General features: G+C 61.4%; 15 protein-coding genes. 6 read left to right on the top strand and 9 right to left on the bottom strand.

The annotated features are described in order from the left end of the window. Positions 1-25: 25 nt before the first annotated feature. The 7 genes from NKH89_RS03055 to NKH89_RS03025 form a co-directional block, all read right to left on the bottom strand. On the bottom strand, positions 26-946 hold the full coding sequence (locus NKH89_RS03055; protein ID WP_352482567.1) for an ABC transporter permease: 921 nt from the start codon (positions 944-946) through the stop codon (positions 26-28). Beyond that, the gene (locus NKH89_RS03050) at positions 946-2,058 is read right to left on the bottom strand and encodes an ABC transporter permease (protein WP_352855986.1); all 1,113 of its coding nucleotides are present in this window, start codon (positions 2,056-2,058) and stop codon (positions 946-948) included. The genes NKH89_RS03055 and NKH89_RS03050 overlap by 1 nt, the downstream gene beginning before the upstream one ends. Next, positions 2,055-3,620, bottom strand: a complete 1,566-nt coding sequence (locus NKH89_RS03045; protein WP_352908386.1) for an ABC transporter ATP-binding protein — start codon at positions 3,618-3,620, stop codon at positions 2,055-2,057. Before NKH89_RS03045 ends, NKH89_RS03050 begins: the two co-directional genes overlap by 4 nt. Positions 3,621-3,799: 179 nt before the next feature. Further along, entirely contained in the window at positions 3,800-4,777 is a 978-nt protein-coding gene (locus tag NKH89_RS03040; protein WP_352494660.1) for a quinone oxidoreductase family protein, read from the bottom strand. A gap of 18 nt (positions 4,778-4,795) precedes the next feature. Next, entirely contained in the window at positions 4,796-5,611 is an 816-nt protein-coding gene (gene pcsA, locus NKH89_RS03035) for a phosphatidylcholine synthase (RefSeq protein WP_352494659.1), read from the bottom strand. After that, positions 5,608-6,222, bottom strand: a complete 615-nt coding sequence (locus tag NKH89_RS03030) for a DUF1326 domain-containing protein (RefSeq protein WP_352494658.1) — start codon at positions 6,220-6,222, stop codon at positions 5,608-5,610. Before NKH89_RS03030 ends, pcsA begins: the two co-directional genes overlap by 4 nt. Positions 6,223-6,235: 13 nt before the next feature. Continuing rightward, positions 6,236-6,937 (bottom strand): DUF2182 domain-containing protein, encoded by a 702-nt coding sequence (locus NKH89_RS03025; protein ID WP_352494657.1) that lies wholly within the window; start codon positions 6,935-6,937, stop codon positions 6,236-6,238. 299 nt (positions 6,938-7,236) lie between these two features. Here NKH89_RS03025 and NKH89_RS03020 point away from each other — a divergent pair, with 299 nt between their 5' ends. Then, the gene (locus tag NKH89_RS03020) at positions 7,237-8,448 is read left to right on the top strand and encodes a UbiH/UbiF family hydroxylase (protein WP_352515827.1); all 1,212 of its coding nucleotides are present in this window, start codon (positions 7,237-7,239) and stop codon (positions 8,446-8,448) included. Positions 8,449-8,668: 220 nt separating this feature from the next. Continuing rightward, on the top strand, positions 8,669-8,992 hold the full coding sequence (gene hspQ / locus NKH89_RS03015; protein ID WP_023717606.1) for a heat shock protein HspQ: 324 nt from the start codon (positions 8,669-8,671) through the stop codon (positions 8,990-8,992). A gap of 123 nt (positions 8,993-9,115) precedes the next feature. Here hspQ and NKH89_RS03010 read toward each other — a convergent pair whose 3' ends face one another. Continuing rightward, positions 9,116-9,745, bottom strand: a complete 630-nt coding sequence (locus NKH89_RS03010; RefSeq protein WP_023717607.1) for an invasion associated locus B family protein — start codon at positions 9,743-9,745, stop codon at positions 9,116-9,118. Positions 9,746-9,975: 230 nt separating this feature from the next. On the opposite strand from NKH89_RS03010, the gene NKH89_RS03005 reads away from it, so the two are divergent. Together NKH89_RS03005 and NKH89_RS03000 are read left to right on the top strand one after the other, a co-directional pair. Next, on the top strand, positions 9,976-11,796 hold the full coding sequence (locus NKH89_RS03005) for an extracellular solute-binding protein (RefSeq protein WP_352494655.1): 1,821 nt from the start codon (positions 9,976-9,978) through the stop codon (positions 11,794-11,796). Between the two features lie 23 nt (positions 11,797-11,819). Beyond that, on the top strand, positions 11,820-12,497 hold the full coding sequence (locus NKH89_RS03000; protein ID WP_352494654.1) for a DsbA family oxidoreductase: 678 nt from the start codon (positions 11,820-11,822) through the stop codon (positions 12,495-12,497). Between the two features lie 6 nt (positions 12,498-12,503). Here the strand turns inward: NKH89_RS03000 and NKH89_RS02995 are convergent, their stop codons facing one another. Continuing rightward, entirely contained in the window at positions 12,504-12,938 is a 435-nt protein-coding gene (locus NKH89_RS02995) for a hypothetical protein (protein WP_352494653.1), read from the bottom strand. 642 nt (positions 12,939-13,580) lie between these two features. On the opposite strand from NKH89_RS02995, the gene NKH89_RS02990 reads away from it, so the two are divergent. Both NKH89_RS02990 and mgtE read left to right on the top strand, forming a co-directional pair. Continuing rightward, positions 13,581-15,470 carry an ABC transporter ATP-binding protein/permease gene (locus NKH89_RS02990; RefSeq protein WP_023717611.1) on the top strand — a complete coding sequence of 630 codons (1,890 nt, stop codon included), beginning with the start codon at positions 13,581-13,583 and terminating at the stop codon, positions 15,468-15,470. A gap of 272 nt (positions 15,471-15,742) precedes the next feature. Next, positions 15,743-17,107, top strand: coding sequence for a magnesium transporter (mgtE, locus tag NKH89_RS02985; RefSeq protein WP_352494652.1), 1,365 nt, complete (start codon positions 15,743-15,745; stop codon positions 17,105-17,107). The last annotated feature ends 2 nt before the right edge of the window (positions 17,108-17,109 follow it).

Genomic DNA, 17,109 nt, shown 5'->3' with positions numbered 1-17,109 from the left:
GCCTTGAGCTTCCGTCTTTTTGTTGTCAACGATCCGGAACGAATGGCTGCCCCAGGGAAGCCGGCGTGTTCATCATCGTCAGACGCTTGTTGCGGGAGATTAGAACGAGAACCACGACGGTTGCCAGATAGGGCAGCGAAGAAAGCAGTTGCGAGGGGACCGGAATGCCAAATGCCTGTGCATGAAGCTGGCCGATCCAGACCGCGCCGAAGATATAGGCGCCGGCCAACACCCGCCATGGCCGCCAGGAGGCGAAGACGACCAGAGCCAGCGCGATCCAGCCGCGGCCGGCGGTCATGTTCTCCACCCATTGCGGTGTGTAGACCAGCGATAGATGACCGCCGGCGAGGCCGGCACAAGCGCCGCCGAAAATCACTGAGAGATAGCGGTAACGGATGACGTGGATGCCAAGCGCATGGGCGGATGCATGGCTGTCGCCGATCGAACGCAGAGTGAGCCCGGTGCGGGTCTTGAACAGGAACCACATGACGGCGGCGGTCAGCGCGATCGAGATGTAGAAGATCGGATCCTGACCGAACAGCAGCCTGCCGACGATGGGGATTGCGGTCAGGCCGGGAATATCGAGGTTGGGCAATCTCTCACCGGGCTGGCCGACAAAATTCGTCCCCATCATGCCGGAAAGGCCGAGGCCAAGCAGCGTCAGCGACAGGCCGGTGGCCACCTGATTGGTGGCCAGCGACAGGGTCATGAGGGCGAACAGAAGCGAGAACACTGCCCCCATGGCAATTGCCGCCAACAGCCCTATCCACGGCGAGCCGGTCAGATAGCCGGCGCCGAAGCCGCCGACCGCACCCATGATCATCATTCCTTCGACGCCGAGATTGAGCACGCCGGAACGTTCGACCACCAGTTCGCCGATCGCCGCTATCAGCAGCGGCGTCGCCGCCGTCGCGATGGTCAAGAGGATGTTGACGGTGATGTCCATCAGCGGGCTTCCTCCAGCTTCGGTGCTGCCTCGAGTTTCGGCGCGGAAAGGCCGGTCAGGCGGATGCGATAGTGAATGAGCGTGTCGCAGCCGAGCACGAAGAACAAAAGCATCCCCTGGAACACGCGCGCCACCTTGTCGGAGATGCCGAGCGCGCTTTGCACCGCCTCGCCGCCGAGATAGGTCAGCGCCAGCACAAGGCCGGCGGCAACGATGCCCAGCGGATTGAGCCGGCCGAGGAATGCCACGATGATGGCGGTAAATCCGTAGCCGGGCGAGATCACCGGCTGCAGCTGGCCGATGGCGCCAGAGACCTCCGAAATGCCGGCAAGTCCGGCCAGCGCGCCCGACAGCAGAAAGGCAAAGAAAACCATGCGGCTCAGGCCGAAACCGGCGAAGCGCCCTGCCCTCGGGCTCGAGCCGAGCACGCGGACCTCAAAGCCTTTCAGCATCCGGCTCATCAGGATCCAGATCAGTACTGCCGCGATCAGCGCGAAGACAAATCCCCAGTTCGCCCTGCCGGATTCCGGGAGGAGTTCCGGAAGGATAGCCGAGTCGTTGAACTGGATGGTCTGCGGGAAACCATGACCCTGCGGATCGCGCCACGGCCCGCGCACCAGCCAATCGAGGAAGAGCTGGGCGACATAGACCAGCATCAGGCTGGTCAGGATCTCGTTGGTGTTGAAGCGCGTCTTCAGCAGTGCCGGAATTGCGGCATAGGCGGCCCCGCCGACCATGCCGAGCAGAAGCATCAGCGGCAGCACCAATGGACCTTCGAACTGCGGAAACAGCACGGGAATGATCGAGCCGACAATGCCGCCCAGGATGAACTGGCCTTCGGCGCCGATGTTCCAGATGTTTGCCTTGTAGCAGACCGACAGCCCGACCGCGATCAGGATCAGGGGGGCGGCCTTGATCGCCAGCTCATGCAACTGCCAGACTTGGCTGATCGGTTCAATGAAGTAGATGCGGAACGCCGTCAACGGGTTGACGCCGAGCAGCGCGAACATGATAGCACCAGCAATGATCGTCAAAACGAAAGCGATGAACGGCGAGAGTGCCGAAAACAGCATCGAGCGCTGCGGGCGTTTTACAAGTTCGAGGCGCATCAAGCCGTCTCCAACGTATGTTCGGCATGCCCGGGTTCTGAGCCGCCCATCAGCAGCCCGATCTTCTCGAATGTCGCTTCAGTTATCGGCAGCGGCCTCGACAGTTCGCCATTGTGCATGACCGTGATCGCATCGGAAATCTCGAACAGCTCGTCGAGGTCCTGGCTGATCACCAGCACCGCCGAGCCGCTGCGCGCTAGCTCGATCAGCGCCTGCCGGATGTGGGCCGCCGCACCCGCGTCGACCCCCCAGGTCGGCTGATTGACCACCAAGACGCTTGGCCGGCGGTCGAGTTCGCGGCCGACGATGAATTTCTGCAGATTGCCGCCCGAAAGAGCCGCAGCCTCCGGATCCGGCGCGCTCTTGCGCACGTCCATCGCCTTTATGATGCGCTGGGCAGCGGAATAGATTGCATCGCTCTTGACCATTCCACCGGCGCCGACAAACATCTTGCCATCGGTGGCGTGGCGCGACAGAAGCAGGTTCTCCGAAAGCTTCATGCGCGGTGCTGCGCCGTGGCCGAGCCGCTCTTCCGGGACGAAGGCAGCGCCCATCAGGCGCCTGCCGGTGATCGTGAGGCCGCCGGCATCTTTGCCGCGGATGCGGACCGAGCCGGCATCCTGCTGCAGCACCTCGCCGGAAACGGACTCGAAGAATTCGCCCTGGCCGTTGCCGGCGACACCGGCAATGCCGATCACCTCGCCGGCGCGGACTTCAAGATTGATGTTCCTGAGCGGGATGGAGAACGGAGTCGCCGGCTTGCGGGTGAGTTCGCGGACTTGAAGCAGCACCGGCGCGGTCTCGATACCTTCGGCCGGCGCCCGCACCACAGCCTGAACCTCGTTGCCCACCATCATCCGCGCCAACGAAGACGCGGTTTCCTGGCGCGGATTGCAATGGCCGACCACCTTGCCGTGACGCAGCACGGTGGCGCGGTCGCAGATGCGTTTGACCTCTTCCAGCCGGTGCGAAATGTAGAGGATGGACTTTCCTTCCGAACGCAACCGCTCGAGCGTCTCGAACAGCTTATCGGCTTCCTGCGGCGTCAGCACCGAAGTCGGCTCGTCGAGGATGATGAGTTGCGGCGTCTGCAACAGGCAGCGGATGATTTCGATACGCTGACGCTCGCCGACCGACAGATCACCGACCAGCGATAGCGGATCGAGAGGCAGGCCATAACTGTAGGAGAGCGCCCTCGCCTTGGCCGCGATCGTGCTGATCGGCGAGCCGTCATCCAGCGACAGCGCGATGTTCTCCGCCGCCGTCAGCGCCTCGAACAGCGAAAAATGCTGGAAAACCATGCCGATGCCGAGCTTTTTTGCGGTGCCGGGGCTGGTGATCCGGACTGCCTGGCCATTCCAGAAAATCTCGCCTGAATTCGGTTCCAGTGATCCAAACAGCATTTTCACCAGCGTCGACTTGCCGGCGCCGTTCTCGCCAAGCAACGCGTGGATCTCGCCCTTGGCGATGTTGAGATCGACATGGTCGCACGCCGTCAGCATGCCGAATATCTTGGTGAGGCCGCGAACCTCCAGCAGGTTTGCGCCGTCTTGATCTGCACTCACAGTGCCTCCATCTGGTTTGCCAGATATGTTCTGTGTTCCCGCAAACATCGTATGCGCGCCCTGCTCTCGACGGTAAGCGCCTCACGACTTGAAAGAGCTTCAAGAATTTCAGCGGAAACTCAAGCGGTAAAGCGCAGTTCGCAAGAACCGCGGCGTCGGCGGGCCGAAACTGCGGGCGCTCAAGGGATAAGTATCGTTGTCCCGGTCGTCCTGCGCCCTTCGAGATCGGAATGCGCCTTGCCGGCATCGCTGAGCGCGTAACGCTGATTGATCTTGATCTTGACGGCACCGCTGAGCACGACATCGAACAAGGCGGCGGCGGAAGCCTCGAGGTCCTCGCGCTTGGCATTATAGACGAACAGCGTCGGCCGCGTTGCGAACAACGAGCCCTTCTGCGCCAGCAATGAGATGCTGAAGGGCGGGATCGGCCCAGATGATTGACCGAAGCTGACGAACGTGCCGAGCGGCCGCAGGCAATCGAGCGAGGCCGGGAACGTATCGTTGCCGACCGAATCGTAGACCACGTCGCATTTCTTGCCACCGGTGATGGCGGCAACACCGGCGACGAAATCCTGCTCGCGATAGTTGATCACGTGGTCGAAGCCGTGCGCCTTGGCGAGCTCGATCTTGTCGGTCGAACTTGCGGTGCCGATCACCGTCGCGCCGAGATGCTTGGCCCATTGGCCGAGGATCAGGCCAACACCGCCGGCCGCCGCATGAAACAGGATCGTATCGCCCGCCTTCACTTTGAACGTACGGCGCAACAGGTACTCGGCGGTCATGCCCTTCAGCATCATAGCCGCGGCCTGTTCGTCGCTGATGCCGTCGGGCACCTTCACCACGCGGTCGGCGGCGATCACGCGCTGCCCGGCATAGGCGCCGGTGGTCACCGCATAGGCGACGCGATCCCCGGGCGTCAGCCAGTCGACATCTGTGCCGACCTCCAAAACCACGCCGGCCGCCTCACCGCCGGGGATCAGCGGAAATCCGCCCTGCGGCGGATAAAGGCCCGAGCGATAATAGACGTCGATGAAATTGAGACCGATCGCGGTGTGCCTGACCAGAATCTGCCCCGAGCCCGGCTGCCCGGGATCGGTATCCTCATAGGTCAGGACCTCCGGACCGCCATTGGCGTGGATGCGGATCGCTTTGGACATTTTCCAGCTCTCTTGGGATCAGGCTTTCTTGTCCGGCTTGGCGCCGAGATTTGGAAAGAACTGCATGATAGCGCCGATGCAAGCTAGGTAAAGCCCGGTGACCGTAATTCCGATCTTGATGAAATCGCTGACCTGCTCGCCCAGCACGCCGATCTTGTCATAGAAGGAGGCAAGCGCGGCCTGCGCCAGCGCCAGCGCGCCGAAAGCACACCAAAGCAGCGTCATGCCGAGATTGACTGGCCGCAGCCGCTTCACCCGCACCGGATGGATGAAATGGATCGGCACGAAGGTGAGAATGCCGGCCACCACGACCACGGCGAAGGAAACCCATTGTCCGGGTTCGATGACGAACAGCGTGAACACCACCATGTTCCAGACGACTGGAAAGCCCTTGAAGAAATTCTCCTTCGTCTTCATGCCGGTATCGGCATAGTAGATTGCGCTCGACACCACGATGATCGCCGCCGACAGGAACGACAGGCGCTCGCCCATGAAGCCGCGCTGATAGAGCGCGAAGGCTGGAATCAGCACGTAGGTCACGTAGTCGATGATGTTGTCGAGGAGTTCGCCCGACCATGTCGGCAGGATTTCCTTGACGTCGAGCTTCCTGGCGATCGGCCCGTCGATGCCGTCGACGAACAGCGCCAGCCCTAGCCACCAGAACATCGCCGTCCAGCGCTGCTCGCTTGCTGCGACCAGCGACAGAAACGCCAGGAATGAGCCCGACGCGGTCAAGAGATGGACCGAGAACGCCCGCGCCTGCGGCCATGTGACTTTCTTCTTCGGCAGCGGAATCCGGTCGGCGATTTTCCTGGCCGTCGTCTTCTTGCTCACGGTCCCCGCCAGTCCAGCTTGCTGATTTCGGCCGAGCGGCCGGCAAAGTTCCAGTTGCGGCCAAAGGCCCGCATTTTGCTCCTGTCGGATTTGGCGACGATGATCTCCGGCGCGATCCAGTATTCCGAATTGGTGATGACCGTATCCTTGTCGCGATCCTTGCCGGTGATCGGCGTCACCGCGCCATCGATGATCTTCGGTATCTGAAAGATGCGCGTTTTCTCACGCGTCTCGTAGGTGATCGGCACCTGCTCGGCGCCGAGGAACTGTCCGACCAGGATCGAGAGCAGCGATGTGGTTCCGCCGGCCTTGCCGGTGAATATCTTCGTCAGTGCCTTCACAGCGTAGACCGAGGCGCGCTTGTCGATGAACAGGCCGGCAGTCCAATTGCCGCGGCTCATATAGCCGGGGATTTCCATGACCAGCCCAAGATTGAGACCAGACAGGTCGACCTCGCCGAAATGGCCGGCATCGATGCGGAATCCGGCCCAGGTCTGGCAATAGCCTTCTGTCGGCCGATGATTGCCGAGCGACAGCACGCAAGGGCAAAAAACCGTGCAATTGCAGGAGAGGACGAGCTCTCCCTTCATTGCCCAGTTTTGGTCTGTCATCGAATTCTCCCCCTCATGTCGAGACTACTAGCAGCGTGGCTGCCCAGACAAGCAGTATCGCGCCGGCCAGCCGCGTCGGCAGATTGCCTGCCGTCTGTTTTTCGACCAGGCTAAACAGGCCGATGAGCGCCATCCAGAACACGTTCATCACGCCGACGGCAAACATTACCAGCATCAGCGCCCAGCAGCATCCAAGGCACCACAGGCCCTGCTCCATGCCGAGCCGGAAAATGCGAATGGGCCTGGCGCTCCAGTTGGCGAACAGGACCGAGAACGGATTTCTGCACTTCTCCAGACAGGCTTCCTTCAGCCAGCTGAACTGATAGCGACCAGCGATCGACAGCGCGGCTGCTCCGGCAATTCCAACCGCCGGATCGAGCATCTGCCCGGGTGACGCGAATGCATCGACTGCTAGCGTCAGGGCTGCGAACATTGCCGAGACGGCAAGCCAGACGCTTAAATATCCAGCGACGAGGACCAACGGATGGGCGACCGGCTCCCTCTTGATCCTAGCGGTATCTGCGATCTCGCAATAGGTCCGGATCATCGGCGCCGCGGAGGGCAGCATGGTCGCGATGGCCATCAACAGCCACATCGCGGTGAGTGCCCCGCCTTGCGCGCCTAGGCTTGCGTGAAGCGGCGCCGGCGCAAGGCAGAGGGCGAAGAAACGCGCAAGGAAATCCGGCAGCGGCAGTTGCGGCAGATATCTCAGCATAGTGTCACCGGGTGCATCGGTGCCCGGGAGCCGGCTTTACGGCACCACGAACTGCAATTGCGCCGAGAAGGAGCCATGCAAGGGCGATGCCCATGCCAGCAACAACGCTCACCGTCAGTCGAGGGCTGCGCGCAACGCTCGCCATCGCACGGCCGATACCGTCCAGGTGGCTGAAATCGTCTTGTTGGCCGGTCATGGCAACCGAATGGGCCGAATCGCCGCGTTGATCAAGCGACATCACCTGACCTATATGGACCGGCAGGTCGGATAGGCCTCACCTCGCAATCGGGAAGCCGAATTTGGATCATCGGGAAACAGCACGGATACTCGTTGCCGGCAGCGGCCCCGCAGGGCTGATCGCGGCGCTTGGCTTTGCCGAGACCGGCTTTCCGGTGACGCTCGTCGGACCCGAGGCAGCCGGCCCCGATGCCCGGACGACAGCCTTGATGAACCCTGCCCTGAAGATGTTAGAACGGCTCGGGATCCTGGATAGAATCAGGCCGCACGCAGCGCCGCTCAAGGTGATGCGCATCGTCGATGCAACAAGCCGGCTGATCCGCGGCCCGACAGTGACCTTTCGCGCCAGCGAGATCGACGAAGAGCAATTCGGACTGAACGTGCCCAACAGCGTTCTCAACCGCGCGCTAGCCGAGGCTGTCGGCGCGCATGCGGGCATCGAGTGGCGAAAGTCGATGGTGGAGGCATGGCGCCTCGATGCCGACCATGCCCATGCCGTTCTCGCCGACGGCAGCGAGATTGAGGCGTCGTTGGCGGTTGCCGCCGATGGCCGTCAGTCGCCGGCCCGCGAGGCAGCCGGCATCCGGACATCGGTCCGATCCTATCCGCAGGCGGCGCTGGTGCTCAATTTCGGTCACCGCAGCGACCATGCCTTTACTTCGACCGAATTCCACACCGAGACCGGTCCGTTCACACAGGTTCCCCTGCCCGGCAACCGGTCCAGCCTTGTCTGGGTGCTCGAGCCCGATACCGCCAGGGACCTTGCAGCACTTGACGACGCCGAGCTTTCGACGCGGGTCGAACAGCGGATGCAATCGATGCTGGGCCGCGTGTCGGTTGAGCCCGGCCGACAGGTCTACCCCCTTTCAGCGGTGAGCCCGTGGCGGTTTGCGCAGCACCGCGTGGCGCTTGTCGGCGAAGCCGCCCATGTGTTTCCCCCAATCGGCGCGCAAGGCCTTAATCTCGGCATCAGGGACATCGACGACCTGATTGGTACCGCAAGCAGAAATCGCTCGGACCCGGGCGCCGCCAAGGCGCTTGCGACCTATGATTTCAAGCGGCGGCCGGACATCCTGGCGCGCAGCAGCGCGGTCAACCTGCTCAACATGTCGTTGCTTTCCGACATGCTGCCGGCCCAGTTGGCGCGCAGCGCTGGTCTTGGCGTGCTTGAAGGGTTGGCGCCGTTGCGGGCGTTTTTTATGCGCGAGGGTCTGCGACCCGGCAGCGGTTTTGCGGCATTTTTTGGTGGATTGCGAAAACCGGCTGAGCGCTAGCGATCTTGGGTACCGCCCTTGCTCCGCATCTTGCGAACTCAACCCGGCGTCACGCGCTTCGGGATTGAATTGACGCAGAGTCTGCGCCAAATAACGAACATGTCGACGGCAAGGTCTGGACCAATCTTTGCCGGACCGATGCGTTAGAGTCTAAAGTCTTGGAGCGTTCCTTGCGTGTTCCAGGATGCGTGGCGTCCAAGAAGTTCAAGTGGTGAGTGCGATGAAGACAGCCAAATTCTCGATCGGACAGGTGGTTCGCCACCGGCTGTTTCCGTTCCGCGGCGTCATTTTCGATGTCGACCCGCAATTCGCCAACACCGACGAATGGTACGAGGCGATCCCCGCTGACGTGCGACCGCGCAAGGACCAGCCCTTCTATCATCTGCTCGCCGAGAATTCGGAAACGGAATACATCGCCTATGTGTCCGAGCAGAATTTGCTCGAGGACCGGTCGGGCGAACCGGTCCGGCATCCACAGATAGGTGAGATGTTCGAGAAGAGGCCGGACGGGCGCTACGAACCGAAGCACCAATTGAGACATTGACTTAGTCGGGATCTGGCTGGGAGCTGGGACAGGCTTGAGACATGGCTGGGCCCGACAAACGGCCGGTCCAAACAAAAAAAGCGGGGCATGAACCCCGCTTTTTTTGGTTCGAAAACCCGTCGATCAGTTTGCGGCCTTCGCCTTTTCCTGCTCTTCCTTGAGCTTCTTGGCAAAATCCTGGTTGTTCTTGGCGACGAACTCCTGGAGCTTCTTCTGCCGGTCCTCGATGTCCGACTGCTGCAGCGGCGGGCCGTCGAAGGCGCCGCTGAAGCCGGTCAGCGCAATCTTGATCGGATTCGGCTGGTTCTGGAAATTGATCGAGGTCAGTGTCAGCGCCGATCCCTTCTTGAAGGATGCGACGAGCTGATCGGTCAGCGGCACTTCCGCCACGCAGCGGTCCGGGAAGCAGATCACATAGTCGAGCTTCTGCGCCTTGCCGCCGTCGATCTGGAGGCCGATGCCGGGAGGAACCAGCCGGCCGGTCGGAACCGTCACCTGGAACACCTTGCGGTTCACCTTGCCCTTCAATTCGATCAGGCTGACGCCGGTGATGAGCTGGCCGTTGCCGGCGGTGGTGATGTTCTGGACATTGCAGATGTCGACGTCTTCCTGCTTGGTGCAGGCCTTGAACCAGCCTTGCGGAATCTGCTGTTGCTGCTGCGCGGAAGCAGCGGGAATCCCGGCGCCGAGAATGCCGACCACGCCAGCGGCCATGACCGACAGGCGGTACGCGTTGCTGTTCAGGCTGGTCATGTCGTGCATTCCTCTCAAATGATCCCGGAACCGGCTTTTTCGCGCCGTGTGGTCCAGCTACCTGTTGCCGAAATGAGGCAACAGAATGACTTCGGACGGCGTGTTACACTGCAAGCGATGCCGAATCCAGCCCGAGCCTCGCGAATCTTGGCCGAAGGATTGGCTCAGGGGGTTGGCCGGTGCACGACCGGCTCATGTATGCTGCGCATCGAATCGGGAAGGAGACGGTCATGGGCCGCGTTGTCATTTGGCTGATCGCCACAATGTTGTTTGTCGGCCTTTCCCTGCAACCGACCCTGTCGGAACCGAAGCACGCGCTTGCCATGCAGGGCGAGCCGGCGCTGCCGGCCGACTACAAGCATTTCAACTACGTCAACCCCGACGCGCCGAAGGGCGGCAGCATTACCTATTGCGTCGTTGGCAGCTTCGACAATCTGAATCCATTCATCCTGAAAAGCCTGCGCACGACGGCGCGCGGCATGATGGATCAAGCCTTTGGCAATCTCGTCTTCGAGCCGTTGATGCAGCGCAACTACGACGAGGCCTTCAGTCTCTACGGCCTGCTAGCCGATACCGCCGACATGGATCCCGAGCGCAAGGGCATCGAATTCCACCTCGATCCCAGGGCCAAATGGTCGGACGGCGAACCGGTGACGCCGGAAGACGTGTTGTTCACCTATGACGTCTTCACCGAGAAGGGCCGGCCACCTTACAGCCAGCGGATGAAAGCGATTGCCAAGCTCGAAAAGACCGGCGACCGCAGCGTGCGCTTCACCTTCAACGACAAGGCCGACCGCGAATTTCCGCTGATCATTGCGCTGACGCCGATCATCCCGAAACACGCTTTCAACAAGGACACATTCGACAGGACCACGCTGAAGCCGGTGGTCGGCAGCGGCCCTTACACGGTGGCGCAAGTCGTGCCTGGCCAGCGCATCGTGTTCAAGCGCAATCCGGACTATTGGGGCAAGGACGTTTCGTCCAAGCGCGGCTTCGACAATTACGACCAGATCACCATCGAATATTTCCTCAACGCCAACGCCAAGCAGGAAGCGTTCAAGAAAGGCATCTGCGCCATCGACGACGACAGCGACCCGGTCAAACGCGAGCGCGATCTCGACTTTCCGGCCTTCCACCGGGGCGAGGTCATCGCCGAAACTTTCGACACCGGCATTCCGCCGGTGGTCAACGGTTTTCTGTTCAACACGCGGCTGCCGAAATTTTCCAATCCGGTCGTGCGGCGTGCGCTCGGCATGCTCTACGATTTCGAATGGGCCAACAAGAATCTATTCGGCGGCAAATACACGCGAACGATGAGCTTTTGGCAGAATTCCGAACTCTCCGCGCTCGGCCACCCGGCCAGCGAAAAGGAAAAGGCCCTGCTGGCCCCCTACCCCGGCCGCGTGCCTGCAGATGTCATGGACGGCACCTACAGGCCGTCTGTCACCGACGGCTCTGGCCAGGACCGCAAGGTGCTGAAGGCCGCATTCAAGCTGCTGAAGAGCGCAGGCTATACGGTGCAGGACGGCGCGATGCTCGATCCCGAGGGAAAGCCGTTCGGTTTCGAGATCCTGACCGCCTCGCAGGACGAAGAGCGACTTGCCGCTATCTATCAGCGCACGCTTGAGAAGCTCGGCATCGATGTCGGTATCCGCAGCCTCGACGGTGATCAGATCCAGTCGCGCAAGCAGCGTTTCGATTTCGAGGTGCTGGTCGGCTCGACCGGTTTCAACAACTCGCTGTCGCCCGGTATCGAGCAAACCGGGCGCTGGGGATCCGCTGCCGCCAACGCCGAAGGCTCGTTCAACCTCGCCGGCGTCGCCGATCCGGCGGTGGACGCGGCGATCGAGGCGATGTTGAGAGCTCGCTCGAAGGAGGACTATGTCGCCGCCGTCCGCGTCCTCGACCGGCTGTTGATCTCCGGTAACTACATGGTGCCGACGCAGCACAACAACCGGCAATGGCTCGCTTATTGGAACTATCTGGAACATCCGCAAAAGACGCCCATATACGGTTATCAGTTGCCGACCTGGTGGCGCAAACCGAAGTGACCTCTTCAGAACAGGAGATCAAGATGAACGACGAGAGTTCGATTACCGTCGATGTGGTCTCCGACGTCGTCTGCCCCTGGTGCTTTATCGGCCAGAAGCGGCTCGACAAGGCGATTGCCGCCGTCGATATCGACGTTCACATACGCTGGCGGCCCTTCCAGCTCGACCCGACGATTCCGCCCGAAGGCAAGAACCGCCGCGACTACATGGTGGCGAAATTCGGCAGCGAGCAACGCATCCGCGAAATCCATGCCCGGATCGAGCCGTTGGGCGAGGCTGAAGGGATTTCCTTTGCCTTCGACGCCATCAAGGTCGCGCCCAATACGCTGGATGCGCACCGGCTCATTCGCTGGGCCGGGACGGCCGGCGAGGCCGTTCAGAACCGGCTGGTGCGCCGGCTGTTCCAGCTGAATTTCGAGGAAGGCGCCAATCTCGGCGATCATGCCGTGCTGATCGAAGCCGCCCGCGAGGCCGGCATGGATGCCTCCGTGGTCGAAACGCTGCTGCCGACCGACGCTGATGTCGAGGCGGTGGGCACCGAAATCGCCACCGCTTCGCGCATGGGCATATCGGGCGTGCCGTGCTTTCTGCTTGAGGGCAAATATGCCGTAATGGGCGCCCAGGACGCCGATACGCTTGCCGATGCGATCCGCCAGGTTGCAGCGGCCAAGGCGCGCGGCGAGCTGGAAACGGCGAACTGAGCCGGACTATTTCACCGTCACCTTGGCCTTGCTGACGAAAAAGCCATGGCCATGCTTGCCGGTGCAGGTCAATCCCTTGGTGGATGACTGGCAGGAAAACGGTCCCTTGCCCCAGCTATTGCCGTAGGCCAGCTTGGTGACGTCGCCGCAGCAGCCTTGCTCGCCCGGATTCTTGATCAGCGTCGCCGGGCCTTTCGGCCCGAGGATGATGGTGTCGTAGCTGGGCTCGACACGCGAACAGCTCAGCTCCGGTCCGCCATCCTGCGGCTCGTAGGTGCTGGTGCCGCCCTTCGGCGTATAGATGCAGCCGATATTGCCGGACGGAGTGTTGAACTCGACCTGCCCCTCGGCGTGTGCAGGAACGGTCTGGCTGCCGGCATATGTTTGCGGCAGCCAGGCAAATGTTGCGAGCATCGCGGCAAAAAAAGTCCGTGCAAGCATGAAGAACTCCCCCCGGTTCAAACGTGGATGCGCCCCGGCAGGTTCGATCCGTAGCGCATCATTGTCAAACGCAGTTTTGTTCGCGCTCTAAAAAAGCATGGTCTAATGGATGTTGGTCCGCATCCTAGACTGTGCCGGAGAAGTCATTGCTTGGCTGATTACGGGTTCGTGACAAGGCGGCTTCAACCACGAATCATACGGTCACGTTCTGGCCACCGACGAGGTCGGACCTGACCGTAAAGGCGGGCTGAAGATCGGTTCAGCTTGTGAAAATCGACTGCTGGACGGCGCTTCTATGTTCACAAAGCTGTGTGAAGACCTTCCCTAGGGGAAGGTGTCTACCTGCTCTGGGGCGGGCAAGTAACTGTTTGAAATTGCGTTGATATTCCGCCCCTCGAAACGTGACAGCTTAGCGCCGTGAGCATTCATTCTGTTGCTCCACTGCAACGGCCGGCCAGCCAATCCACCTGCGGTTGGAGAAAAGCTAATGGAAAATGATCAATTGGTGTTACTGTCCGTAACAAAAGAAAAACCGTTTGGGCGGGATTAGTGATTCGGGTCGATAGACCAACGCGACATTCAATATCGGAAAAATGGCTCCGCGGTGCCGCAAGGCAGTCGCCCCTGACGCCCGTATCGTCGATGCGCAGCTTCTGGGGACTGATGCGGGCCTACTGGTTCTCAGACCGTTGGGTGGAAGCCTGGACGCTGACACTGGTGATCGCCCTGCTCACCGCGCTCTCCAGCAAGGCAGGCGTATGGTTTGCCGTAGCATCCGGAGAGCTGGTCAACTCGATCGCCTTTTTCCACGATGCCGCAAACACCACGCCGCTTCAGACATTGCTGACCAATGCCGGGATACTTGTCCTCCTGGTCGTGCTCAAAGATGCGGGTTTTACCGGTATCCGCAGCCTGGTATCCGCAACGTTGCATCGCAAATGGCGAGGCTGGCTCGACAGCCAGTTCAACGAAGCCCTGCTTGATTCCAATCACACGCATTTCCACGCTCAGCATGGTTCGTCAGGCGCCGCCGCTCCCGACAATATCGACCAGCGCATCCAGGAATCGATCAAGGATATGACGGGCGGAGCCATCGGCCTCGCCATGGGGGTCCTGGCCGTTGCTACTTCATTGTATTTCGTCGGCCAGCAACTGCTTGCACACTCGGCGGAGGTCAAAGGGTTGGAGTTCCTCGGCAGCTATGGCAGCGCCGTCCTCGCGTTTCTGGCAGTCGCCACCTACGTGCCGTTGAACACCTGGATCGCGGTCAAGCTGGGCAGGCTGCTGGAACGGCTCAATGTCAGAATGCAGCAGGCCGAAGGCAGCTATCGCGGCGAGCTGATCACGTTCCTACGCCGCAGTTTTCATGTCGCCGCATCGCAAGGCGAGAACGTGCAGAAGACGGTGCACAGCCAGCGCTATGTCGACATCGACCGCACCTGGGCGCGGCTGAACATCGTCAACACAGGCTACAATTCGTTCGAGCTGATCTACAATTTCATCGGCGCCCGCATTGTGGCCTACGGGCCTGGGCTAGTGCCGTTCATCCACAACGGGTTCGATCTCAAGGGTTACATAACTGGCTCTGAAATGGTCAATTCACTGATCAGCCAGTGTTCATGGTTCATCCACGTCATGCCTGCCATCGCCGCGGTGCGGGCCAACAGCCAGCGAGTCACCGAACTCGCAAATGCGATCGAAAACGTCCAGCACCCGCAGGAATTCTACGGGCTGACCGGCCGCTCCGATTTTCGTTATGACCGCCAGAACCCGGTGTTCGGCCTGACCATCCAGAAGCTCGAATTGGCGCATCAGGGCGAGGACGCCACCCCGTTCCTGAGCGCTGCAAACTTGCGCTTCCGGCGTGGCGAGTGGACGTTCCTGAAGGGCGAATCCGGATGCGGCAAAACCTCGCTGATCAAGGCGATCAACGGCCTGTGGCCTTATGGCCGCGGCACCATTGTCTTCCCTGAAGGGGTCAGGAGTTTCTACGCCGCCCAGGAGGTGAAGCTGCAGCAGGTCTCGCTGAAGCAGCTTGTCTGCCTGCCCGGTTCCGAGCATGATTACGCCGACCGGCAAGTCGCATCCGCCCTGCACAAGGCCGGCCTCGGCGACTTCATCGAGCATCTGGCCGATGAGAGCCGTGAAGGAAAGATCTGGGATCAGGTTCTTTCGGGTGGGCAGAAACAGAAGCTGGTCGTCGCCCGCATCGTGCTGCAGCAGCCCGGACTGCTGTTCCTCGATGAAGCCACCGGCGCGCTCGATCCTGAAGGACGAATTGCCTTCCATCAGGCGATCAAGGACAATTGCCCCGACGCAACGGTGATCTCGATCATGCATGAGGCGACGCCGCCGAGATCGGTCGCGGGAACCGAATTCTACCACAGCGTGGTTGCGATCGCCGACGGCGTCGCGACCAAGAAGCCGCTGGTTCCGAGCTTGCCGGTCGAGCTCACCACCATCCTCACGCAGCCGACGCGGCCGGCCGAGGACAAATGGCTGCGCTTTCCCCGCCGGCTGAAGCAGAGATAGCCGCGGCACCACTGCCGGCATCCAGCCAGCCTGCCACGCAGCCCGATCACAGTCTCGCGATCCAGTCGGTTTGCCGCCGTTTTGACCCGCTCTCGCGATTGACTCGGCAAGGCGCGCTCCTATGTTGCGCCGGCTCGCAGAGATCCCAACCCGAACCCGCGAGCAGAAAGGTCACCGCGCCATGCCTGGCGACAGTCACAGTCGAACGCAACCGCCGTCCGCTTGACGTGACCTGACCGGCTCACGTCCTGCCGGACGGCAAGGAGTGAGCCATGAACGAGTTTTCCCCTGTCGCGGGCGGCGATGCTATCGCCATCGCCCGCGTGCTTGCCAACGAACACATCGCCGATATCGTCGAGGCCTTGAATCAGGAGCCCCGCGAGACAGCATCGGATCTGCTCTGCGAAGTGCCGTTCGAGCGGCTGGTCGAGATCTTCGACCAGCCTGAACTCGACGGCGCGTCCGAACTGGTCGAGGCGCTGCCCCGCAGCAGGGCAGGCAGGCTGCTTGCGGCCATGTCGGTCGACCGCGCCGCCGACATACTGCGCGATCTGAACGAACCGGCTCGTTCCGAACTGCTCGGCGGCCTGGCGCCGCCGCTGCGCGCGACGCTGCTTGCCATTCTAGGCTACCCCGAGGGCAGCGCCGCCTCGCTCATGACGACCGAATATGTCAGCGTGCCGCCGGACTGGAGCGTGGCCCGCACGCTGGATTACGTCCGCAAGGTGGAGCGGACACGCGAAACCGTCTACGCGATCTACATCGTCGATCCGAAAACGCATGTCCTGTTGCGCTCGACCAGCTTGCGCCGGCTGATTGCCGGTGAGCCGGATGAGCTGATCATGGCGGTTGCGCCGGATCGCGCGCCTATTACCGTGTCGCCGCTGACCGATAGCGAGAAGGTCGCACAGCTGATCTCGAAATACGATCTGCTCGCCGTCCCGGTCGTGGACAACGGCAAACTCCTCGGCATTGTCACCATCGACGACATCATCGACACGATGATCGAGGAAACGACCGAGGACGTGCATCGCTTCGGCGGCATGGAAGCTCTGGATGAGCCCTACATGAAGATGAGCTTTCTGGCGATGATCCAGAAGCGCGCCGGTTGGCTATGCGCGCTGTTCGTCAGTGAGATGCTGACAGCCAACGCGATGCAGAGCTACGAGGGCGAGCTGGAAAAGGCGATCGTGCTGACGCTATTCATTCCATTGATCATGAGCTCCGGCGGCAATTCCGGCTCGCAGGCGACCTCGCTGGTCATCCGGGCGCTGGCGCTGCGCGAAATCGGCCTTGGCGACTGGTGGCGGGTGGCCCTGCGCGAGCTGCCGACTGGTCTGGTGCTTGGCTCGATCCTTGGCGTAGTCGGCGTTTGCCGCATCGCGCTCTGGCAGTATCTCGGCTTCTACGACTACGGCCCCCACTGGCCGCTGATCGCAATGACGATCGGCGCCACGCTGGTTGGCATCGTCACCTTCGGCTCGCTGTCTGGATCGATGCTGCCGTTCGCCCTGAAGCGCATCGGCTTCGATCCGGCCAGCGCATCGGCTCCGTTCGTCGCCACGCTGGTCGACGTCACCGGGTTGGTGATTTATTTTTCTGTGGCGCTGGTGATCCTGCGCGGAACGCTGCTGTAAAA

It is taken from the genome of Mesorhizobium sp. M0923 (genome assembly GCF_040319365.1).
GTDB lineage: Bacteria > Pseudomonadota > Alphaproteobacteria > Rhizobiales > Rhizobiaceae > Mesorhizobium.
The sequence above is the reverse complement of the archived record's forward strand: the minus strand, read 5'-3'. Positions and strand labels throughout refer to the sequence as shown.

What these genes read in the sequence shown, in the direction of transcription:
- NKH89_RS03055 (WP_352482567.1), bottom strand. Translation starts at nt 946, where the DNA reads ATGGACATCACCGTCAACATCCTCTTGACCATCGCGACGGCGGCGACG.
- NKH89_RS03040 (WP_352494660.1), bottom strand. Translation starts at nt 4,777, where the DNA reads ATGTCCAAAGCGATCCGCATCCACGCCAATGGCGGTCCGGAGGTCCTG.
- NKH89_RS03030 (WP_352494658.1), bottom strand. Translation starts at nt 6,222, where the DNA reads ATGACAGACCAAAACTGGGCAATGAAGGGAGAGCTCGTCCTCTCCTGC.
- NKH89_RS03025 (WP_352494657.1), bottom strand. Translation starts at nt 6,937, where the DNA reads ATGCTGAGATATCTGCCGCAACTGCCGCTGCCGGATTTCCTTGCGCGT.
- hspQ (WP_023717606.1), top strand. Translation starts at nt 8,669, where the DNA reads ATGAAGACAGCCAAATTCTCGATCGGACAGGTGGTTCGCCACCGGCTG.
- NKH89_RS03010 (WP_023717607.1), bottom strand. Translation starts at nt 9,745, where the DNA reads ATGACCAGCCTGAACAGCAACGCGTACCGCCTGTCGGTCATGGCCGCT.
- NKH89_RS03005 (WP_352494655.1), top strand. Translation starts at nt 9,976, where the DNA reads ATGGGCCGCGTTGTCATTTGGCTGATCGCCACAATGTTGTTTGTCGGC.
- NKH89_RS03000 (WP_352494654.1), top strand. Translation starts at nt 11,820, where the DNA reads ATGAACGACGAGAGTTCGATTACCGTCGATGTGGTCTCCGACGTCGTC.
- NKH89_RS02995 (WP_352494653.1), bottom strand. Translation starts at nt 12,938, where the DNA reads ATGCTTGCACGGACTTTTTTTGCCGCGATGCTCGCAACATTTGCCTGG.
- NKH89_RS02990 (WP_023717611.1), top strand. Translation starts at nt 13,581, where the DNA reads ATGCGCAGCTTCTGGGGACTGATGCGGGCCTACTGGTTCTCAGACCGT.
- mgtE (WP_352494652.1), top strand. Translation starts at nt 15,743, where the DNA reads ATGAACGAGTTTTCCCCTGTCGCGGGCGGCGATGCTATCGCCATCGCC.